Annotated in this window: 21 protein-coding genes; 10 read left to right on the top strand and 11 right to left on the bottom strand. The window is 56.2% G+C overall.

What is annotated here, in order from left to right:
- Positions 1-11 precede the first annotated feature (11 nt).
- The gene (locus tag ACZ1HV_RS20705; protein ID WP_472716168.1) at positions 12-2030 is read left to right on the top strand and encodes a 4Fe-4S binding protein; all 2019 of its coding nucleotides are present in this window, start codon (positions 12-14) and stop codon (positions 2028-2030) included.
- 16 nt (positions 2031-2046) lie between these two features.
- Here ACZ1HV_RS20705 and ACZ1HV_RS20700 read toward each other — a convergent pair whose 3' ends face one another.
- Positions 2047-2805, bottom strand: a complete 759-nt coding sequence (locus ACZ1HV_RS20700; protein ID WP_472716167.1) for a hypothetical protein — start codon at positions 2803-2805, stop codon at positions 2047-2049.
- Positions 2806-2899: 94 nt separating this feature from the next.
- On the opposite strand from ACZ1HV_RS20700, the gene ACZ1HV_RS20695 reads away from it, so the two are divergent.
- The 5 genes from ACZ1HV_RS20695 (at position 2900) to ppk2 (ending at position 6696) form a co-directional block, all read left to right on the top strand.
- Positions 2900-3088: a DUF6494 family protein gene (locus ACZ1HV_RS20695; RefSeq protein WP_152500125.1), complete on the top strand. Its 189-nt coding sequence runs from the start codon at positions 2900-2902 to the stop codon at positions 3086-3088.
- Positions 3089-3095: 7 nt separating this feature from the next.
- Positions 3096-4187 (top strand): Mrp/NBP35 family ATP-binding protein, encoded by a 1092-nt coding sequence (locus ACZ1HV_RS20690; protein ID WP_472716166.1) that lies wholly within the window; start codon positions 3096-3098, stop codon positions 4185-4187.
- Positions 4168-4884, top strand: coding sequence for a biotin/lipoate--protein ligase family protein (locus ACZ1HV_RS20685; protein WP_472716165.1), 717 nt, complete (start codon positions 4168-4170; stop codon positions 4882-4884). Before ACZ1HV_RS20690 ends, ACZ1HV_RS20685 begins: the two co-directional genes overlap by 20 nt.
- A gap of 3 nt (positions 4885-4887) precedes the next feature.
- Complete coding sequence (locus tag ACZ1HV_RS20680) at positions 4888-5364, top strand: DUF6505 family protein (RefSeq protein WP_472716164.1); 477 nt, start codon at positions 4888-4890, stop codon at positions 5362-5364.
- A 255-nt stretch (positions 5365-5619) separates the two neighbouring features.
- Positions 5620-6696 carry a polyphosphate kinase 2 gene (gene ppk2 / locus ACZ1HV_RS20675; protein ID WP_472716163.1) on the top strand — a complete coding sequence of 359 codons (1077 nt, stop codon included), beginning with the start codon at positions 5620-5622 and terminating at the stop codon, positions 6694-6696.
- A 188-nt stretch (positions 6697-6884) separates the two neighbouring features.
- On the opposite strand, the gene ACZ1HV_RS20670 is transcribed toward ppk2, so the two are convergent.
- The gene (locus ACZ1HV_RS20670; protein ID WP_472716162.1) at positions 6885-7763 is read right to left on the bottom strand and encodes a PhzF family phenazine biosynthesis protein; all 879 of its coding nucleotides are present in this window, start codon (positions 7761-7763) and stop codon (positions 6885-6887) included.
- Positions 7764-7995: 232 nt separating this feature from the next.
- Here ACZ1HV_RS20670 and ACZ1HV_RS20665 point away from each other — a divergent pair, with 232 nt between their 5' ends.
- On the top strand, positions 7996-8508 hold the full coding sequence (locus ACZ1HV_RS20665; RefSeq protein ID WP_298964618.1) for a hypothetical protein: 513 nt from the start codon (positions 7996-7998) through the stop codon (positions 8506-8508).
- A gap of 90 nt (positions 8509-8598) precedes the next feature.
- On the opposite strand, the gene ACZ1HV_RS20660 is transcribed toward ACZ1HV_RS20665, so the two are convergent.
- Complete coding sequence (locus ACZ1HV_RS20660) at positions 8599-9174, bottom strand: TetR/AcrR family transcriptional regulator (RefSeq protein WP_298964615.1); 576 nt, start codon at positions 9172-9174, stop codon at positions 8599-8601.
- An 86-nt stretch (positions 9175-9260) separates the two neighbouring features.
- On the opposite strand from ACZ1HV_RS20660, the gene ACZ1HV_RS20655 reads away from it, so the two are divergent.
- Both ACZ1HV_RS20655 and ACZ1HV_RS20650 read left to right on the top strand, forming a co-directional pair.
- Positions 9261-10367, top strand: coding sequence for an NmrA family NAD(P)-binding protein (locus ACZ1HV_RS20655; protein ID WP_472716161.1), 1107 nt, complete (start codon positions 9261-9263; stop codon positions 10365-10367).
- 25 nt (positions 10368-10392) lie between these two features.
- Positions 10393-10932, top strand: a complete 540-nt coding sequence (locus ACZ1HV_RS20650; protein ID WP_472716160.1) for a carbonic anhydrase — start codon at positions 10393-10395, stop codon at positions 10930-10932.
- 28 nt (positions 10933-10960) lie between these two features.
- Here ACZ1HV_RS20650 and ACZ1HV_RS20645 read toward each other — a convergent pair whose 3' ends face one another.
- Positions 10961-12034 carry an alpha/beta hydrolase family protein gene (locus ACZ1HV_RS20645; protein WP_472716159.1) on the bottom strand — a complete coding sequence of 358 codons (1074 nt, stop codon included), beginning with the start codon at positions 12032-12034 and terminating at the stop codon, positions 10961-10963.
- Positions 12035-12168: 134 nt separating this feature from the next.
- On the opposite strand from ACZ1HV_RS20645, the gene ACZ1HV_RS20640 reads away from it, so the two are divergent.
- On the top strand, positions 12169-13176 hold the full coding sequence (locus tag ACZ1HV_RS20640; protein ID WP_472716158.1) for a helix-turn-helix domain-containing protein: 1008 nt from the start codon (positions 12169-12171) through the stop codon (positions 13174-13176).
- A 95-nt stretch (positions 13177-13271) separates the two neighbouring features.
- Here the strand turns inward: ACZ1HV_RS20640 and ACZ1HV_RS20635 are convergent, their stop codons facing one another.
- The 7 genes from ACZ1HV_RS20635 to ACZ1HV_RS20605 form a co-directional block, all read right to left on the bottom strand.
- Positions 13272-14435, bottom strand: coding sequence for an iron-containing alcohol dehydrogenase (locus tag ACZ1HV_RS20635; RefSeq protein WP_472716157.1), 1164 nt, complete (start codon positions 14433-14435; stop codon positions 13272-13274).
- A 168-nt stretch (positions 14436-14603) separates the two neighbouring features.
- Complete coding sequence (locus ACZ1HV_RS20630) at positions 14604-15992, bottom strand: aldehyde dehydrogenase family protein (protein ID WP_472716156.1); 1389 nt, start codon at positions 15990-15992, stop codon at positions 14604-14606.
- Between the two features lie 132 nt (positions 15993-16124).
- Entirely contained in the window at positions 16125-17492 is a 1368-nt protein-coding gene (locus tag ACZ1HV_RS20625) for a glutamine synthetase family protein (protein WP_472718476.1), read from the bottom strand.
- Between the two features lie 122 nt (positions 17493-17614).
- A complete protein-coding gene (locus tag ACZ1HV_RS20620; protein ID WP_298822281.1) occupies positions 17615-18664 on the bottom strand; it encodes a TRAP transporter substrate-binding protein in 1050 nt (349 codons plus the stop codon).
- Between the two features lie 117 nt (positions 18665-18781).
- Entirely contained in the window at positions 18782-20122 is a 1341-nt protein-coding gene (locus ACZ1HV_RS20615) for a TRAP transporter large permease (RefSeq protein WP_298822282.1), read from the bottom strand.
- Entirely contained in the window at positions 20122-20718 is a 597-nt protein-coding gene (locus ACZ1HV_RS20610; RefSeq protein ID WP_472716155.1) for a TRAP transporter small permease subunit, read from the bottom strand. Before ACZ1HV_RS20610 ends, ACZ1HV_RS20615 begins: the two co-directional genes overlap by 1 nt.
- Positions 20711-21532, bottom strand: a complete 822-nt coding sequence (locus ACZ1HV_RS20605; RefSeq protein WP_298822284.1) for an N-formylglutamate amidohydrolase — start codon at positions 21530-21532, stop codon at positions 20711-20713. The genes ACZ1HV_RS20610 and ACZ1HV_RS20605 overlap by 8 nt, the downstream gene beginning before the upstream one ends.
- Between the last annotated feature and the right edge of the window lie 144 nt (positions 21533-21676).

Raw genomic sequence — 21676 nt, 5'->3', positions numbered from 1 at the left:
GAACGCTTGATATGCCGCATGCAAAAATGGCAGCAGGCGATCCCTGGGGAGAGGACGCGCAGGCAATGACAGAACTGAAACTGCTGCTGTGCGATTGTCTGAAGAGTCAGACGGTCGACGCAGAGCGGATTGAACAAGCGACAGGTGTGTCCTGTTCGAAAGTCTACACCGAACTTTGCCGGAAAGAGGCAGCCATTGCGGAGGACGCGCTTCAAAAGGGCGGTGTTCTGATCGCTTGTCAGCAGGAACGCCCAGCGTTTGAGGAGCTTGCTGCCGACCTTGAAGCTGAAGATCCCGGTTTCGTAGACATAAGAGACCGGGCCGGTTGGACCAACGACAGCCGGAACGCGTCAGCCAAAATGGCGGCCCTGGTTGCAGAAGCACTGATTCCGTCCCGCGGTGACAAGGTGATGGACGTCACGTCGGAAGGCACTTGCCTGATTTTTGGCGAATCAGAGGCAGCACTGAGGGCTGCTGAACAGCTTTGCGAGACCTTAAGTGTCACCGTCCTGCTTTCCCCGGAAACTGAAACGCCCATGACCGATGACCGGCGTTTCGACATCGTGCGCGGCCGGATCAAGAGCGTTACCGGTGCGCTTGGTCAATTCAACCTGTCCTTTGATGCCTTGCAGGAGCGTATCCCGGGCGGACGTGGTCCGATGACGTTTAGCGAACCCCGCTCTGGAGGCCGGACCCAGTGCGACATCGTTCTGGATCTCAGCAGAAATGCGCCAATGGTTGCAGCACCAGAGAAACGCGAAGGATACCTGCGCGCCGAGCCCGGTAGTGCCGGTGCAGTGACAAAGGCCCTGCTTGAAGCGTCTCAGCTGATCGGAACGTTCGAGAAGCCGATATTCGTTAAACTGGACGAACAACTGTGTGCACACTCACGGGCAGAAAAGACCGGTTGCACACGGTGCCTCGATCTGTGCCCGACCGGCGCGATCACACCTGCTGGCGATCATGTTGCCGTTGACGCATTGATCTGCGCCGGGTGCGGCAGTTGTTCGTCGGTCTGCCCGTCAGGCGCAATTTCATATGACGCCCCATCTGCTGATTTTACATTCAAGCGTGTGCAGACGCTTGCCTCGACATGGCGCAAACTAGAAGAGACTGAGCCTCGTCTTCTTGTGCATGATGCCGGACACGGGGCGGATCTCATTCGAATGAGTGCCCGCTACGGTTCTGGCCTTCCTGCCGATGTTGTGCCCCTGGAAGTGGATGCACTGGCAAGTTTCGGACATGCTGAAATCCTGAGCGCCCTTGGCAGCGGCTTCGCCGAAGTCATCATATTGCTGTCACCCACGACAGAGACTGACGGCATACCGTTGCAGATCGATCTGGCGAAAACAATCGGCGATGCTGAAAGCATCAAGGTCATCGAGCCGAAGGACCCCGACCAGTTGGAGGAAGCGCTCGGCCAGGCAGAAACAAAGACCTTGAAAGTTCAGCCGATCCTGCCGATCGGCTCCAGACGGCAGGTCACCCGATTGTCTGCAAAGGCACTTAATCCGGACGACAAGATGATAGAGCTGCCCGCAGGCGCTCCCTACGGCGCGGTCCAGCTGAATGTGGACAGTTGCACCCTCTGCCTTTCCTGCGTATCGCTGTGCCCCTCCGGTGCGTTGAAGGAAAACCCGGATCAGCCTCAGTTACGCTTTCAGGAAGATGCCTGTCTGCAATGCGGCATCTGCGTAAATATCTGCCCGGAGAGCGCCTTGACGCTCGATCCGCGCCTCAACTTGACAGACGACGCCCTCAGACCGCTTGTGCTGAAGGAGGAAGAACCGTTCAATTGCGTGGAATGCGGCAAGCCCTTCGGCGTTCGCTCAACGGTTGAACGGCTGACGGAAAAGCTCGCCGGAAAGCACTCCATGTTCCAGAACGAGAAGGCCGCCCGTCTGATCCAGATGTGCGACGATTGCCGGGTAAATTCGGTGTATCACTCCGAAAACAACCCCTTTGCCCACGGCGAGCGGACACCAGTGCGCACCACGGACGACTACATCAGCAAACGGCGTGACCATTGAGTCCTGACAGTCAAACTCACTGGTACTGGATGGGCGCGCCGAGATCAGCCGGTGGTATCTGGGTCACGAAGGCCAGGATTGCCTCCAGGTCGGTGAGCGTCAATTCAACCGGCACCATTGGCGGCGGCCTGGCCTCGTCAAAAGGTTCGGTTACCCCATCGATTATGGTGAAGGACGGGTGCGGATTCAGCGCGAAAAACGCTTCGAAACGGGCTTGCCAGTCGGCGAAACTGCGCATGACCGCGAACGAAGGCGACGAACCTATTGTCGACAGCCGTGTGGCTTCATTGACCATGTGGCAGCGCCCGCAGTGGATCACAGCCAGCTTTTCGCCTTGCACAATGTCTCCGGTAACTTCAATCGGTCCGGTATCTTCGGCCTCTGCAACGGCCGCCACAAAAACGGCGCCGCTCTCTGTCTTGAAGGTTTCGATGGTCCGGCGACCGACGTCACTGGCCAGCCATTCGGTAAAGCGCACCACAAGATCGTTGCCTGTGTCTCGCGTTTCCAAAAACCACGTTTCGCCAAGACCGGAAAAGACCGGACGGCCGATATTCACGGCCGACAGTTGCAATTCGGCTTCGGCATCTGCTGCCACGAGCTCAATACGGATACTGTTCTTCAGCGAAAAACGCGGAAGCAGATGTTTGAGAAACCCGCTCGCAACAAGGGTATCCGGGACCGACATGCGGAATGACCGGGATTGGGCCTCCCCCGGTTCGTCCCCGCCAGAAGAACCAGAACACAGGACAGCATAAGTAAAATACGGCAGCACACGCGCTCCTCCTTCACGCCGCTGGCTAATGCCCCAAGGTTAGGTGCGAAATCCGCTGCCCGTCAATGCACTCAAGATTGCGAAGGAGAATAAGATGAGCGACGATTTCAACATGTCGATGAGAAAATTCCTGAAACAGGTCGGGGTGACCTCGCAGCAGGCGATCGAAAAAGCCGTGCGCGAGGCCGATTCCTCCGACGGAAAGACTTTCAAGGTCAAGGCCGTTGTGACAATAGAAGAACTCGGCATGGAACATGTCGTGACCGGTGAGATCGAGGGGTAACCGAGACGTGCCTTTGACACGCGAAACCGTTCTGGCCGCGCTCGGGACCGTCAAGGACCCGGCAAGCGGCGAAGCTATCGCAGCCTCAGGCATGATACGCTCCCTTCAGGTGCGTGATACCTCGGTCCGGCTTGTCTTGGAGATCGACCCGAAACGCTTGGTGGAAATGGAAGAGCTTGAGGCTCATACCAATCTGGCACTGAAAGCGCTGGAAGGGTGTGGCGACGTTCAGATTGTGATGACGTCCCATTCTGAACAACCAGCGCCCAAACAGGCTCCGCAAGAACCCCAACCGATCAAGCCCATTCCACAGGCACCCGGCACTTCGGGACCTCAAAGGGTTCCGGGAATTGACAGGGTGATTGCAATCGCATCCGGAAAGGGCGGTGTCGGCAAATCCACCGTCGCTGCAAATCTTGCCTGCGCTCTTGCAGCTGAAGGGCGCAAGGTCGGGTTGCTGGACGCGGATGTCTATGGTCCCTCTCAGCCCAAGATGCTCGGGATCTCCGGACGACCGACTTCGCCTGACGGCCAGATGATCCTGCCGCTCCGCAACCATGGGGTTACCCTGATTTCCATCGGATTGATGACGTCCGGCGATAAGGCCGTCGTCTGGCGCGGCCCGATGCTGATGGGCGCGCTTCAGCAAATGATGTCTCAGGTTCAATGGGGTGCTCTGGATGTCCTGATCGTCGATTTGCCGCCCGGTACCGGCGATGTCCAGATGACACTCAGCCAGAAGTTCATTGTCGATGGCGCCATCATTGTTTCCACGCCTCAAGACGTGGCACTGCTGGATGCGCGTAAGGGCATCGACATGTTCCAGCAAATGAATGTGCCGATTGTCGGGATGATCGAAAACATGTCGACCCATATCTGCTCGAATTGCGGTCACGAGGAACACGTTTTCGGTCATGGAGGCGTGGCTGCAGAGGCAGAAAAGCTGGGCGTCCCGCTTCTGGCAGAAGTACCGTTGCATTTGAACATTCGCCTTGCCGGAGACGGTGGAACACCGCTTGCGGTCAAGACACCGGACGCGCCTGAAGCTTCCGTATTTCGGCAGCTTGCAAAGACACTGGTTGAGGGAGGCAAGGCGTGAGCGAAGTTCAGCTGCCCCCCTTTTTCAGGGCGAAGCCGTTCCTGGAGCTATCGATCCCTTTGAACGCGCAACTGCTCTGGCCGTTGCCGGAACGGATGCCGGAACTGTTGTTTACAACCTCACTGGCAATGTCTTTAAGGCAAGTCTGATCTTCACGCCTGAAATGCCGCTGGAGCCGGCCATGACCGCGCTGCCGGTTTGCGGCCTTGGACTTCAGGCAGCTCTTGGAGCTCTGGCACCGCCAGAGGTCGCCGTTCACCTGCAATGGGATGGTGGCATGAGAGTAAACGGTGCCCTATGCGGACGGTTCCGGGTCAAGGCGTCCACGGCACAGCCGGCTGAAGAACCGGATTGGCTTGTTGTCGGACTTGAACTCAACATGGCGAGCTCTGATGGGAACCCGGGAGACGCGCCTGACCGGACTTATCTGTCCGAAGAAGGCTGCGCCGAGATCGCCGCTACGGATCTGCTCGAAGCCTGGGTTCGCCACACGCTTTACTGGATCAATCGTTGGCTGGAAGACGGCCCACAGCCAGTCCACACCGATTGGCGTGCCCTTGCACAGAATATGGGGGAGCAGATCGACGTCGATGGCCTGTCCGGAACCTTTGTCGGCGTCGACGAACACTTCGGTTTGCTGCTTCGCGTCGATGGGGAAACAAAACTGATCCCGCTTTCAAGTAGGCTGGAGACCTGAGCCATGAAACTTGCCCGCGCAATTCATCTCGACGACAGTGACCGCAACGTTTTCTTTTCGCCTGCACGAACCGGTGAATATTGCCTGTCGGGGGGATTCGAATTTTCAGACTGGACCGAAGCTGACCTCTCCGGCAAAGCCCGCCAGGCCTTTTCAAATGGCTGGCTCGGACTGGAAACCTTCGGACGGGTTACGTTTGTGGCCGTAACCCCTGTTGAAGACACTGAGTTTGCCAGTCTCGCCGACAGGCTTGCCCAGCATTTTGTCGACGTTTACGGGGCCCCTTCCGTAGAGGCAGCCAGAGGCGTCGCAACAGAAGAGCTGACCTATATGGCCGAGCTGTGTGAAGAGCATCCAGAGAACACATTGATTGCCGTGCAGCGGGAGCTGACTGACGACGGTGTGAGAGAGAGTTTTCGAACCATAGAAGCACCCGCTGCAGAGCTCGATATGGTCGCGATGCACGGAGACATGGACTAAGCCCAGACCAGATGCGGCAAGTCGGGAATACCTGTTTCAAAGCGTAGTCCGGATGTGGCAACAGCGCTCTGGGCAGTTAGCTGCAGGTGCAACACCACAAACATCTCTCTAGTAAACAATAAACAAAAACTTAACTTTCAGAGAAACTTACCTAATACGAATTACCAATTCCTGCATCACTTCTGAGTTGATTGGCATCAATGCTTGCCACGATCTTCCGTGTTACCAACCCGTCATTCAGACGAGGAGACACACGTGACAGAAACGCAGACTAAGAAAACCACTCCCAAAAACGGCGCTGCACAACCCGCCAATTCTACCGCTACAAAGGCAGCCAGCAAGAGCAAACCTCGCCAACCCCCAGCTGCACCAAACAAACAACCCGCAGCTAATTCCAGAACCAATTCCACTGGCCCTGAGCTTCGTCATCACCTTGCTGAAATGCGTCACAACTCCGAGGCGATCTCTCACGTCTTTGAAACGGGGGAATACCCCTACGCCACAAAGATGCGGCGGGCCGCTTACGAAAAGCGAAAGGCGAAACTCCAGGCTGAGCTTCTAAAGGCGCAGAAATGGATCCAGGAAACGGGCCAGCGTGTGGTGATCTTGTTCGAAGGTCGTGATGCCGCAGGAAAAGGAGGCACGATCAAGCGCTTTACCGAACATCTGAACCCGCGTGGTGCAAGTGTTGTCGCGCTGCAAAAGCCAACTGAAAGTGAAATGAGTCAGTGGTATTTCCAGCGCTACATCGAGCACCTGCCGACAGCCGGTCAAATGATCCTGTTCGACAGATCCTGGTACAACCGCGCCGGCGTTGAACGGGTGATGGGGTTTTGCTCGCCGTCTCAGTATCTGGAATTCATGCGCCAATGCCCGGAAATTGAGCGCATGTTCGTCCGCGACGGGATTCTTCTCTACAAATACTGGTTCTCCGTAACCCAGACCGAACAGCGTCGCCGGTTCAACCAGCGCAAGACAGATCCACTGAAACAATGGAAACTATCGCCGATCGACATGGCTTCCCTCGACAAATGGGACGATTACACGGAAGCCAAGGAGGCAATGTTCTTCTACACTGACACCGCTGATGCACCATGGTCCATCGTCAAATCCGATGACAAGAAACGTGCAAGGCTTAACTGTATGGAGCACTTTCTGAATTCGCTCCCCTATCCGGACAAGGACAGAAGGATTGTTGGTGAACCGGATCCACTTATCGTGGGCTCAGGTCAGCACGTAATCGGCAAGGATACTCATATTCTCGGCAAAACCCTGCACCCGGAGCTGAAGGACAAGCGTGTAGCAGATGGAGCCGACCTTACCGCTCTATGAAGCAATTTAATGCCGGTAACAGCACCGATTGAGGTTGGCTGAAGGTTGTTCGGTAAACACGGACCAGCGACGGCCTCACCAGGGGACCGGCGCTGAAACGAATGCGCATGAAGTTGCCTTTTGAAAGACCCGCGAAGTGGAAATATGGCTTCGCGGGTCTTTTCGATTTGCTTCGAAAAGCACCTTCGTCAAAGAACGACGTCGCCGCGCATTCGCAGCGCTGCATAACCTCCGACGCTGACATCGGTAATATCGCCGCTTGAGGTGTTCAGCACTGTGCGAACAATGCTCGGTCTTCCCATTTCAACACCTTGCTCTGCAACGACAACCGCTTGACCGGACGCGCCCGGCGTCAGGTATCTGGACCGGACCAATTCGCACGCAAGCGCACTGTTTGTTGTGCCACTGGCAGCTTCCTCCGGATCCCCAACCCCATGACAAAGGTCTCTCAAACGAAGTTTGACCTTGCCAAGTCCCTTGTAGGTGGAGCACCAGACTCCGATGGTGTCGATGGCAAAGTCTCGGCAATAGGCACGCAAAGCAGCTTCGTCGGGGCGAATGGATGCAAGGGTTTCCAGGTCTTCGATTTGCACAAAGACATGACGAAGTGCGGTCGACGCGGTGGAAACACGTTTGAGAGAGCCAGTTTCCAGACCCAGATATGCCGCGACGTCCTGCAAGCTGACTTCGCACAGGTCAAATTTCGGCAATGGCTGGCGCAAGGTGACGAAACCGTCTGGGGCGACATCAACAACAATGCTGCCTGCAGAAGTCTGCTGAATGAACGTGCCGGGCTCTATCCTCTGATCGTCACGCAACGCTGCAAAAGCCGCGAGTGTCACATGCCCGCACATGTCCATTTCCGACCGTGTGGAATGAAACCTGGTCTGAAACTCTTTGTCTGAAACCTTGCGTACGAAGCCGGTCGTCGGAGCACCGAGGTCACTTGCGACTCTTTGGCGGGCGTCAGGCCAAAGCGGCTCGTCTTCAAATACTACTGCCCCGATATTTCCTCCCCGCTCATCGGCGGCGAAGGCGGCATAGAGACGGACGGGCAGCTTGTCCATGAACCAAGAGATCCAGGTGAAAGGGTTGGCTTTGCAAAGGTGTGCATCGACAGCGTTGGTGCGAAACCCCAATCCGGTCAACAGCCCTGATGAGATTGAAGCAGATATCCGCAGGTAAACTTCCGCTCACAAACTCGTCACGGAACAGGCGTTCGAATTTATTTCAATGTTACCGGCAGCGTTCCCAAGTAACGAGTGCACCGAAATTCACAGTCTGGAAAGAGAACGCAACATGACGACCATCACTTCAGAAAGGAACCTGTCAGCATCCCTGCCGGCAATCAACTTCAACACACTTGGCCTGATGTTCATCACTGGCTTTTTTGCAACTGTAGCCTTTGATCTGTGGGGACAGGTGATCAGCCCCGCCCTCGGGTTTGCAAAGCTGTCACCCCACGGCCTGGCGCAAAGCCTTCTTGGTAGCCTTGGCCTGCCCAATACCGCTTTCGCCGGTTACTTTGTGCACTTCTACATTGTCGGCCTGATTGGCTACCCGATTGGCTGGATGTTCATTTTCGCACCGCTGTGGCAGCGTGTTGTCGGTGATACACACTGGTTCATTCCGTCCGCGATTTACGGTTTCGGCCTTTGGGTGTTTGCGATTGGAGGCATCACATCGCTTGCGGGACTGCCATTTTTCCTGAACTTCAGCGGCATCGTCTGGGTCGCCCTGATCGGCCACGTACTTTACGGCATCGTCATGGTTGCCATGCTCAAACTGGTTGAACGTCAACAGAACAGCTGACAAAGAAAAACACCAGAAATCTCCAGAAGCATCGGGCGTGCCTTCGGGCACGCCTGCTTCTTTTTTAAGAGCTGCTATTGCCGAACGGCCTTATCTTGCCGACCAGCTTGACCGAAATATTTCGACACCCTTTGAACCGGCATCCAGGATCGCGTCAGCGGAAGCATCGGTGTCGGCAAGACGTGCAAGGGTCACTGTTCCAAGCATGAGGGCAAGCATGGCAATGCCCTGAGACTGATCCTCACCTTCCTTCAACAAAGCTGAAACGCGTTCCACCCCGTCAAATCCTTCGTGCCGCGCATCGCTCGCTCCCCGCGACAGATCCCCTGCCAGCGCCGCCAGCGGGCACCCTTCACCGCGGTTCTTGACGTGGCGTTGCGACAGGTAAGTTTCGATGTAGCTGTCCCGCGCCGCCTGGAGCTGAGCCTTTGACAGCGCGCTTTCCATCTCCGCAAGCACATTGTCGACCGCATTTTTAAAGGCTTCTGCGACAAGTTCATCCTTTGAATTGAAATGCCTGTAGAAACCGCCATGCGTGAGACCAGCGGCCTTCATCACATCGGCGACACTGGTGGTTTCCGTTCCTCGTTCCCGAAACAAACGCGCCGCTGCATCCAGTATCCTTTTGTGTGATTTGCGCTTTTCGGCTTCTGTCATTCTCGGCATGACTGCGTTCTTTCTTGGGCTTGACAATTTAGATTTCGATTATCATCTATAAATATAGATTACAACTATCATCTAAAAGGATGCCCATGTCCCTCAAACCAAAGATCCTCGTCACGAGCGCAGGAGGAAAAACCGGACTGCCTGTCACTATGCAGCTGCTTGAAAAAGGGTTTCCGGTCCGTGCCTTTTTGAGAAGGCGCGACGGTCGTGCTGAAATGCTGGAACGCGCGGGCGCAGAAATAATGGTCGGCAACCAGTATGCCCTGTCTGACATGCGCGTCGCCATGGACGGCATCCAACGCGCCTATCAATGCGCACCGACAGCGCCTAACGGACTGCACTTCAATGCTGTCTTCACGGTGGCCGCCAATGAAGCGAAGCTCGAACACGTCGTTACCCTTGGCCAGTGGCTGACCTCAGTCGATCATCCGTCGCTCTTCACAAGGGAGGTCTACCTGTCAGATGCGCTGGTGCGTCTGCTTGGCAGTACCAGCGTAACATCCGTCAATCCGGGCTGGTTCGCCGACAACTACCTGATGGTCATCGATATGGCTGCTCACCTTGGCGTCTTCACCATGCCCCTTGGCGAAGGTGGAAAGAAGAAGAACGCACCACCATCGAATGAAGACATTGCCAGCGTTGTTGTCGGCTCCCTTGCCGATCCGGAGACCCACGCAAGCAGATCCTATCGGCCCACAGGACCGGAACTCCTGTCCCCTGACGAGATTGCGGCAGCTATGGGCAAAGCCCTCAAGCGTCGGGTCACATACAAGAACATTTCCGAAAGGATGATGACCAAGGCGCTCCGCGCCCTGCCGCCTTCCAACTATTCGGAAGCTGCGGTCTCCCAACTGGCAATTTATGCTGAGGAATATAGGCGCGGCAGTTTCGCTGTGAACGCACCGACCGATGATGTGCGTCTGGTTGGCGGGCGCGACCCGGAGCGTTTTGAAAGCATCGTCCGGCGGCTGGTCGCCTCCCGTCCGAAGCTGCGGCGAAGCGTGAGCGGCACTGCACGCGCAATGGCAGGATTTCTGAAAATTGCGTTGACCCCGGCTCTTGACCTCAGCCGTGTCCAGTCAGCCCGCGACTATGTGCAGATCGCAACACCCAGTTTCAGCCAGGACACGCCCGAGTGGCTGCAGACCCACAGTGTCCACCACGCGGCTTCCAAACACGCTCGTGTCGCCTGACCACCAGATTCAATAGGGAATTACCATGTCCGAGAATACCGTTCTTTATGAACGCAATCGTCTGTTCGCCGAAGACTTCGCAGCTTCGGAATTGCCCGTTCTTCCGAAACTCAACACTCTGGTCCTGACCTGTATCGACGCCCGCGTCGATCCGGCTCATGTGCTCGGCCTGGAACTCGGTGATGCCGTCGTCCTGCGGAACAATGGCGGACGGGTCACGCGATCCGTAATCGAAGAGATCGCCGCGCTGTCCATGATGGTGGCCAAACTCACACAAGACGATGCCCCGGCTTTCAATGTCGTTTTGATGCAGCATACGCATTGCGGGGCACAGAACTTTGCCAACCCCGACTTTCAGGACGCTTTGAAAAAGAAACTCGGCATCGACGTCTCGAGCTATGCCATCACCGACCAGCCAACGGACTTGCGGACCGACATTGCCCGCCTGCGAGATGCGCCTGAAATTCCGGGAACGCTTGTGGTGTCGGCACTGCTTTACGATGTCAAGTCAGGTCTTGTCACCGAAATAGCAGGCCCTGCGAAGCTCTCCGACTTGCGGGCCTGAAATCGACGGTAAAGTGCGATGGCCGGTTTCACTCAGCTGTCAAAAAGCTGTCGCGAAAGAGGTCCACGATCGTTTGCTCAAGCTCCTTGTGAAGTGCAGAGCGTGAACGGCTCCCTTCGTCCGAACACAATGCGTCGGTTTCACCAATCGCCTTCATGAAAGCTTTGGCATCCCGTTTGCAGACCGGAAGAAAACTGAAATGGACTGCCCCCTCTATATGTGTGAGCGAGCCATGGGACACGCTTGAAGCCAATGTGTCGGATCTGACGGCAATCGGAACGGTTCCGTGTGTGCCGAGATTGACAAAGTGAAGCGGTGGCTTAACCGCTTGGAGGCTTTCCAGGTCAAATGCAGTGGCCAGAGCAGGGTCTACGGCGACCACCGCTTGAAGCCTGACGTCATGATTTGACTGTTCAAAACGCGCCCGATCGACATTTCGAAGGTCATAAGGCTCGACCTGATACTCTTTCTGGTCCACGTATGCCCATCCTCCGGCGAACCAGCGACAATCCGGCATGTCAGGATAGGTGTCGCAATAGCGGATATAGTCATCAAGCAACGCTCTCGCACCAGCAAGCTGCAGAACCGCGGCACCGCCAAGGGAAAATCCGAGCGCGCCCACTTTGTCAGGATCGATGGCAGATCGAAGTTTCGGATCGTCAAGCAACGCACTCAGGACCGTGGAGAGATCGTCGGTGCGCTCCCAAAGCTTCGGCGTATCTTCCGGGATGGAATCGCCACTGGTCGTTCGCGGATGATTTGGACCTGCAACAACGAAGCCTGCCTCTGCCAGTGCGGTCGCGATCCAGGCCATTTTTTGAGCTGTCGCGCCAGAGCCGTGGGACAGCAGGATCAACGGGTGGTTCCCACTCGCGACCGGCGCATCGGCAAAGGCCGGAGTACCTTCGAAAATCCTGTCTTCGCCAACCAGAACGGCCTCTCCTCCGTCGTTTGCAGGATACCAGACGAAAACCGACAGATCTTTGTTTCGGGCCTCGGAATGAATTCGAATTTCCTTGAAGCCAGCAACTTCGGATGCAGCTGCACCAGTGTTCAGGGTGGTCGTCAAAGCCAGGGAAAAGACAAGTGAAAGAAGTCGCATTTTCGGTCTCACTGTTCATTGGATCATTGGCTTCACACTTGCTAAACAGGATCACAAAATCGTCCTGTTTCGCGATTCAGTCATTCCCAAATCGTGAAATAGGACTCACGCTACCGCTTCTTCGGTGATCCGCTGTGCTGTTCGTTCCCCTGCCCTTTGTGAATGCGATACTGCTTGCATTGGTGTTTGTATTGCTCCGCCGGAGTGACACTCACTCAACGACACGCGCATTTCTGATGCTTATCGCCTTGTGCTGCCTGCAATCGATCGTTCTAGGATTGCGCTGGGGTTACCAGCTGGACGCACTTCGTTTCGTCCAGCCTGTTCTTGCCGCAATGCTGCCACCACTCACCTACGAGAGCTTTCGCGGTCTTCGCGATCGAATGAAACCAGATGCAATGCGTCTTGCAGCTGTGCCGCTGGCGGCCTTCAGCGCAGTTTGCCTTTTGTTGCTTGCACCGCAATTCATCGACAGCTTTCTGCTCGTTCTTGTTCTTGCCTATGCGCTTGCCTTGGCAATTTTGGCCAGATCCGGTCCGGACAGTCTGGAACTGGCCCGACTTGACAGCGCTTCTCTTGCCAATCGGGCGATCTGGTGGGCGGCGGCCTGCCTCTTGGCATCCGCAGGCTTTGACTGGCTCATCCTGTTGGATTTCGAGCGTTCCGGCGGTTCGAATGCCGCCATGCTCGTCAGCAATGCGAATATCCTTAGCTTGCTGATTATTGGTTTGGCCGCCCTTGCTGCAGGCAAAACACAGGTACTTTCGACAGGAGATGTTGAAAAATTACCGCCTGCCCCCACAAGCGCTGATACGGACATTGTTTCCCGCGTCGACACACTGATGAGTGAAAAGAACCTATACCGTGATGAAAACCTGAATCTGTCCCGGCTTGCCCGCACCGCGGGCCTGCCTCCCCGTCAGGTTTCACAAGCGATCAACAAGGTTCGCGACAAGAACGTCTCGCGCTATGTCAACGATTTCCGCATCGACGAGGCCTGCCGCTTGCTGCGTCAGGACAACGTCACTGTGACCGAGGCGATGTTCAGGTCCGGATTTTCAACCAAGTCGAACTTCAATCGCGAGTTCCTGCGCACAACCGGCACGACCCCGGACGCCTGGCGCAAGTCGGAGGGGACTTGAGGTACGAGATGATGTTCTTCGTTAGCGTGTCTTGGCATAAACACAAAAAAGGCGCGCCTTGAAGCGCGCCAATCGGTTTGAGAAGACGTCGGGCCTCAAACCGTGCCCGACTGAGCCTTGTCAAAGATCTCCAGGGCCCCGTCTTTGGTCAGCTCGACCGGGTTGCCACCTGCCGTTGGATCGACAATAGCCATCTCCGCGATCAGATCGCGCTTGCTGGCATCGACGTTCAGCCCCGAAAGCGTGTGCGGCACGTCAAGGTCTGCCCGCAGTTTCAAGACAGCATCCAGGACACCCTGATAACCACCGGCAATACCGAGGAACCCGGCCAAGCGCACGAACTTGTGCTCGATTGCTGATTTGTTGAATTGCAAAACGTAAGGCATGAACACAGCGTTGGTCATGCCGTGGTGCGTATCGTAAAGCGCGCCAACCGGATGGGAGAGCGAGTGGATCGCACCAAGACCTTTTTGAAATGCAACGGCGCCCATTGCAGCGGCACTCATCAGATGACCGCGGGCTTCGAGATCAGATCCGTCGGCGGCCACCTTGGGCAGGTTTTCAAAAACCAGCCGCATTCCTTCCAGGGCAATGCCCTCTGACATCGGGTGATACATCGGGGCCGAATAGGCCTCCAGGCAATGCGCCAATGCATCCATGCCTGTACCAATGGTTATGAAGCGCGGCATACCAACCGTCAGCTCCGGGTCACAAATGACGATCTCCGGCAGCATTTTCGGGTGGAATATAACCTTTTTCGTATGGGTTGCCTCATTGGTGACAACACCCGCCCGGCCGACTTCCGAGCCGGTACCCGCGGTTGTCGGCACGGCGATAATCGGCGCGATGCCATCAGGTTCGGCGCGCTTCCACCAGTCGCCAATATCCTCAAAGTCCCAGATCGGGCGGGACTGACCTGACATGAAGGCGATCAGCTTGCCGGCATCAAGCCCGGAGCCGCCGCCAAACGCAATGACACCATCGTGGTTACCTGCCTTGAAGGCAGCGACCCCAGCAGAAATATTGCTGTCGACCGGGTTGGGCTTGACGTCGGAAAAGACGGCCGCCTTGAGGCCTGCAGCTTCCAGGTTGGCAATCGCTTCAGCGACCATCGGCAAACCTGCAAGCCCCGGATCGGTGACCAGCAACGGATTGGTCATGCCGACGGCCATAACCGCCTTTGGCAGCTCCTTGATGCGACCTGCACCAAATCGTACGGAGGTCGGATAAGACCAGTTAACGGAAGGAAGTGAGCTCATGTTCGTCTCGTTGGTTTGAAACTCTGTGTCTTTGCTGAGCCCCTGTTTCACAGGGACCGGATTTCATTTTGCAGGTGCCCGAAATTCGGCCTCCGGACAGACCGGAGCAGACTGCGCTAGCGGTTTGGCCAGCCAAGGCTTCGGGCGAACTTTCGCATTTACGTGTCTTCAGTGCTCGACGCGGAAGTGGAAGGACCGCGGCTGGGTCAGGTTGTGAAAACCGATCTCCGAGAGCGCTGCGCCCTTGCCGGTTTCCTTGACGCCGGTCCAGACAAGCGCCGGGTCAAGATAGTCGCAGCGGTTCATGAACACCGTGCCGGTTTCAATCCGGTTGCCGATATTGGCTGCCGCCTGGACGTCTTCTGTCCAGATTGAAGCCGTCAGGCCGTAGGGACTGTCATTCATGAATTGAAGCGCTTCCTCATCATCCTTCACCTTCATGATGCCGACGACAGGACCGAAGCTTTCTTCCCGCATGACGGACATCTGGTGGTTTACGTCTGTCAGGACTTGCGGTGCGAGGTAGGGCGTACCGTCCTTGTCTTCTGAGAACTTTGACACATCGATATGAGACCTCGCGCCCTTGCGCAGGGCTTCTTGTGTCTGTTCGCGCACCCACGCAGCAAACCGCGCCTGTGCCATCGGACCCAGCGTTGTCGCCTCGTCCAAGGGGTTGCCAAGCTTGTATTGGCTCGTCAGGTCCACAAATCCTTCGACAAACCTGTCGAAGAGGCTTTCGTGGACATAAACACGCTCAATACCGCAGCAGCATTGCCCTGCATTGTAGAACGCACCATCGACAAGGTTTTCAACCGCATAGGAAAGATCTGCATCAGCCCGCACATAGGCCGGGTCCTTGCCGCCAAGCTCAAGACCGAGTGTCGCGAATGTCCCGGCCAGTGCTTTTTCAATTGCCCTTCCACCGGCGACTGATCCGGTGAAATTCACATGATCAATCAGACCCGAACCAAGCAGTTTCTCGGTTCCCTGATGGGTAAGAACAATGTTCTGAAAGACGCCATTGGGCAGTCCCGCAGCTTCAAAGGCCTTTGCGAGGCGCTCACCAACCAGCAGCGTTTGTGCCGCGTGCTTCAGGACAATCACATTGCCTGCCATCAGGGCGGGCATGATCGTGTTGATCGCTGTCATGAACGGGTAGTTCCAGGGTGCGATTACCACGACGATCCCGAGAGGCACACGCTTCAGATATCTCTTGAAACCCGGCTTGTCCGTTCGCTCGATATCGGCCAACGCCTCTTCGGCAATCTTTGCGCAATATTCGGTCCGCTCAATCGTGCCGCCCAGTTCGCCGCCATACCGGATTGGACGCCCCATCTGCCAGGCAAGCTCAGGCACGACATCGTCATTCATCGCCTTCAGCGCTTCCAGTGCTTTCAGGCAGTAAGCGACCCGCTCGGCAATCGGTGTAGCCGCCCAGCCGGGTTGGGCCGACCGTGCCGCCGAAATGACCTTTTCGACGGCTGTTCCATCAAGTGCAGCTCGTTCCGCATAGACCGACCCGTCAACTGGCGAGATCAGCTTGATCACATCTGACATTTTGAACCTCTCATATCCGCATCTTTCCGTGCGGCTTTTTCGAAAGTGACTGGCTCTTTGTTTTGGCGTTTTCGACTTCGCAAACTCTGACAGGTCCTCTAACGGAGGCCGATATCGAGAGCTGCCAGTTCATCACGCACGCTCGAAACCACGGGCAATTTCGTAATCCGTCACGGCGCGGTCGAACTCCTCGACTTCCCACTCGGCCGCCCTGGCGTAGTGATCCACCACGGCGTCGGAAAAGGTCTCGCGCAGAAACTTTGATTTGCGCATGGTCTCACGCGCATCGCGAAGCGTGTGAGGGATTTCCCGCGCCCGTTTCGCCTCGTAGACATCGCCCGCCGTTGGAGGATCGAGCGGCAATTTTTCTTCAATGCCGCGCAGGCCGGCGGCAAGCTGGGCAGCCAGTGCCAGATAGGGGTTAAGATCGGACCCACCGATCCGGCATTCGACCCTGAGCGCCTTGGTGTGTTCCCCGCATAGCCGGAAACCGGCTGTGCGGTTGTCGACCGACCAGACGGTCTTTGTCGGAGCAAAGGTTCCCTTCTGGAAACGCTTGTAGCTATTGATGTAAGGGGCCAGAAAATAGGTGTAGTCCGGTGCGTATTTGATCAGGCCCGCAAGGTAGTGGCACATCGTTTCGGACATGCCGTAGTCGCCCTTGCCATCGCAAAAGACATTGTTGCCTTTCTTGTCGAAAAGGGACTGATGTACGTGTGACGACGACCCCACCTTGTCGCTGCGCCACTTTGCCAGAAAAGACGCCGAGCGGCCCTTGGCCCAGGCAATCTCTTTTACCGCGTGCTTGGCGATTGTGTGGTTCTCGGCCGTATCCATGGCCGGAGCGTATTTGATGTTCAGTTCTTCCTGACCGGTCTCAGCTTCACCTTTGGTGTTCTCAACCGGGATCCCTGCGCCATAAAGACCGTTCCGCAAGGGACGCATGACGTCCTCTTCCTTGGTTGTCTGCAGGATATGATAGTCTTCGTTGTAACCGGAGATCGGTTCAAGATCGCGAAAGCCGGATTTGCGCATATCGTCGAAGCTTTTCTCAAACAGAAAAAACTCCAGCTCCGTTGCAGCAATCGGCGTCAGCCCCTTGTCGGCAAACAGACCGACAACCTTTTTCAGCATTGCGCGCGGCGAATGTGGCACCTCTTCATGCGTATGGTGATCAAGCACATCACACATCACCATGACCGTACCTTCAAGCCATGGCGTCAGCCGTAAACTGTCCAGATCCGGCTTCATGACATAGTCGCCATAACCACCCGACCAGCTCGTCGCTGCATAACCTTCAACGGTATACATTTCGATGTCGGTCGCCAGCAGATAGTTGCAGCAATGGGTCTCTTCAAAGGCAGTTTCGACAAAATGCTGCGCATGAAATCGCTTGCCCATCAGCCTGCCCTGCATGTCGACAATGCAGGTGAGTACCGTATCGATCTCCCCGGATGAAACGAGAGACTTCAGCGCGTCAAAAGTCAGGTTACCTGGCATCTTAAAGGATCCGTCTTGAGCAAGTTGTTTGGGACCGTTCAAAGGTCCCGGCCCGGAGATGTGTGGTCCGGGCCGGAAGTCGTGACCGTTCCGGCCATGTGCCGGAACGGTCGTCATAGTCATCAGGAATACCGGTATGGGCGCCCAGCCTTTTGCATGTCCTGATTATACTTCTTGAAGATCTCGACGACCTTCGCCTTGACCGGGGATTCAGCTGCGATTTCATCCCAGAATGCCAAGGCAGCTTCTTCAACCGTTGACCACTCCGCATCCGGTATGGAGGTCAGCTCCATCTTGGTCCCGTTGACGCGCAGAGCGGCTTCACCGCCCCAGTACCACCACTGGCGATAGTAGTGGGATGCATCCATGGCCAGTTGCAGCATGGTTTTCAGATGATCCGGCAGCTCGTTCCAGCGTTCCTGGTTGGCAAAGAACGATCCCGCCCAGGCTCCCGAGATGTTGTTGGTCAGGAAGTAGTTGGTCACATCGGCCCAGCCGACGGTGTAGTCTTCCGTGATACCGGACCAGGCAATGCCGTCCAGTTCGCCGGTCTGCACCGCAACTTCAATGTCTTCCCATGGCAGCGTCACCGGCACGACGCCGAACTGGCTCATGAACCGGCCTGCGGTCGGGAAGGTGAAGACGCGTTTGCCTTCCAGGTCCTTCAGCGACCGGATCGGGTCCTTGGTTGCAAAGTGGCAGGGATCCCAGGCACCGGCTGAAATGTGCTTTACACCGACCTTGGCATATTCTTCCTCCCAGATTTCCTTCAAGCCGTACTGGTTGAAGAGCACCGGCACATCCAGCGAGTAGCGGGATGCGAACGGGAAGTAGCCGCCAAACACGGTCACTTCGGTCGGGGACGCCATGGAATCATCGTCCGACTGAACGGCATCGATCGTGCCCTGCTGCATGGCGCGGAAGAGTTCACCGGTCGGAACCAACTGGTCGGCCGTATAAAGCTCGACCACCATTTCACCGTTGGCAGCCTTGTTGAAAGCGTCGATATGCGGCTTGATCACATGCTCTGCCAGAGCTGGGCCGGCATAGGTCTGCAGGCGCCATTTGATCGGTGCCTGGCCATGCACGGCCGGTGCGGCAAGCGTAGTGGCGCCAGCGGCGGCAACCGTGCCGACACCCGCCTTTTTCAGAAACTCACGTCTGTTAGTCATCTCAAGTTCCCCTAGTTTCGGTTCAATTTCTAGCAGTCCGTCCGTTTTCCGGTTCTGATAAACCGCTGTGCAACTCCGTTTCCTCCGGATGTTGTTTTTGTTGTCCCCATCCCGCACCTATCTGCCGTAAATCAAGTCCGGCAGCCAAAGCGCGATTTGCGGAAAAGCCATCACAAGCGCCAACGCCAGGGCCATCACCAGAACAAACGGCGTGATGGAGCCGTAAATGTCCCGCATGGAGATTTCCTTGGGCGCCATCGCGCGCATCAGGAAAAGATTGTAGCCAAAGGGCGGCGTCATGTAGGCGATCTGGGTCGTGATTGTGTAGAGCACCCCATACCAGATCAGAACATCTGTTCTTGGCATGCCGAGATCCAGCGTCGCGACCAGCGGCACATAGAGCGGCGCAACAATGACGAGCATCGCCGTATCGTCCAGAAATGTGCCCATGACCAGAAACGACAACTGCATCAGAATGAGAATTGTCCAGGGTGAAAGCCCCAGCTGATCGGTGAACAGGTTCTCAATCGCCTTCACGGCGCCCAGACCATCGAAGACGGCACCAAAACCAAGGGCTGCCAGGATGATCCACATGAACATGCACGATATGCCGAGCGTGTTGCGCATGCAGGTTTTCAGGATATCGAATGTCATCCGCCGTCGGGCAATAGATGCAAGGAGTGCCGTCAGCGCTCCAATGGCCGAGCTTTCCACAAGGCTCGTCCAACCATTGACGAATGGCACCATCATGGTCGCGAAAATGACAATCGGAAGGAGACCGGCCAGCAACAGACGGTATTTGTTGTCCTTGGAAGCTGCCCGCTCGTCTTCGCTGAGGGCGGGTCCGAGCTCAGGCTGAGCCTTGCAGCGCACGGCAATGTAAACAACGAACATTGCAGCCATCATCAACCCGGGCAGAATACCGGCAAGCCACAGCTGTCCGACGGGAGCACGCGCGATCATGGCGTAAAGCACCAGAACGACCGATGGAGGCACTAGGATCCCGAGTGACGATCCGGCCTGGATCACGCCGGTCACCATCCGTTTGTCGTATTTGCGTTTCAAAAGCTCCGGCAAGGCAATCGTAGCGCCGATCGCCATTCCGGCGACCGACAATCCGTTCATAGCGGAAATCAGAACCATCAGAAGGATTGTGCCAATCGCCAGACCACCATTGATCGGCCCCATCCAGACATGGAACATCTTGTATAGGTCGTCGGCGATTTTGGTTTCCGACAGCACGTAGCCCATGAAGATGAACATCGGCAGCGTCAGCAACGGATACCATTTCATCAATTTCATGGCTGCCGAGAACGGAATGTCTCCACCGCCAGTTCCCCATAGCGCCAGGGCCGCGATAGAGGCAATACCTCCGATTGCCCCGAAGACCCGCTGCCCGGTGAGGAGCATCAGCATCATCGACGAAAACATCAAAAGAGCGATCAACTCATAGGACATCAGATCGTTACCCCCTTGATGCGGGCGATGTCCTTGAAGAGCTCCGAAACGGACTGCAGAATCATCAAAAAGAATCCGAATATCATGATGATCTTGACGGGCCAGAGATAGGGTCGCCACGCCGTCGGGCTGCGCTCGATAAAGCCCATCTTTTCCGCTGCAGCATCAGGGCCACCGGTGACAAAGGCCACAAAGAGATCCCACCAGAAAGCGAGTGCATCCTTACCAAAGTAGCCAAGCGAATAGGCAGTCGAATTCAGCGCTCCGTAAAGAAGGACACCGAGATAGAAAATCAGAAGAAGGACGGTGAACACATCGAACCAGGCTTTCTTTTCAACACTCCACTCAGCGTAGAAAAGATCCATCCGGACATTGGACCCAAGCTGGATCGAATAAGGCCCGCCAAGCACATAATAGGCAACCATTGCGAACTGTGCGACTTCAAGCGTCCAGAGCGAGGGATTGAAAAAGGTCTTCGATATTGACGACCAAAGCAGGATGCCGGCCATCACGAAGATGCCCCACATAATGATCCTGCCCAGTCCACGGTTGAAACCGTCGACAAGGCGGACATAAAGGCAGGCAGCTTTATACATCAGCACCTCCCGAAACACCCACAGACCCCGGCGCAAGAGCTCCTGAAAGTATAGGGCCGAGCATCTCCGCCCAATGGCCTTCCTGCTCGCGCGTCTTTACCTCATCGTTTCTGATTTCAATCATCAGACACGGCAATTGCCGGCTCTCGCCGTGACGGCGGATGGTGTAATAGACGCCGTCGGACGGCGCATAGGGCTGGTTGTCGCCAACGGTCAGATCACCGCGGGTCCTGAGAGCCTCCAGCACCGGGTCGGCAAGGCTGCGGTCGCTTTCCGAAATCAAGCCGATTTCCCACGGCCTGGTCTTTCCTTTGTAGACCGGCGTGAAGGAGTGCACGGAGACAAGCGCGGTCGGAAGGCCCCGATCAAGACGCCGATCCAGCATCCTGTCGATCGCTTTGTGAAAGGGGCGATGTACCAGATTGAGCCGGAAGGCCTTTTCATCTGCCGAGAGGTCGCGATTGCCTGCAATCTGAGTGGTTTCGCTGAGGCAGGGGATCAGGTCCGCACGGGTTTCCTCCCGATTGCAATCAATGATCAGCCTCGAGACAGCCGTATAGACCAAAGGAGCGTCCAGGCTTTTCGACAGTCTTCTTGCAACACCGAGAGCCCCGGGGTCCCACGCGATATGTTCTGCCTTCTCCTCTTCCGACAGGCCAAGACTGGTGTCATAGGGCGGCGGGAAGAAATTGGAGGCGTGATCGCAGACAAAAACGAACGGCCCCGCGCCTTCCGCGTTTTCAACCGCAACAGCCCGGGTTGCCCCTCCTGCCTGACCATCTTTTAGGCCGCCGCTTTGAGGGCTTGCACCCATTCCCAACTCCTCGGAAGGCTCAACACAATTTTGTAACGTTTATTACAGGATTGCCGACTTAGCTAAGTTCTGTAATATTTGATACGCAGATTGACGCCGCTGTCAAATGAAAATCGGCGGCAAATTTGGTGAACAGGTTACGCC

Source organism: Roseibium sp. JB4-4, from assembly GCF_055693425.1.
The sequence above is the reverse complement of the archived record's forward strand: the minus strand, read 5'-3'. Positions and strand labels throughout refer to the sequence as shown.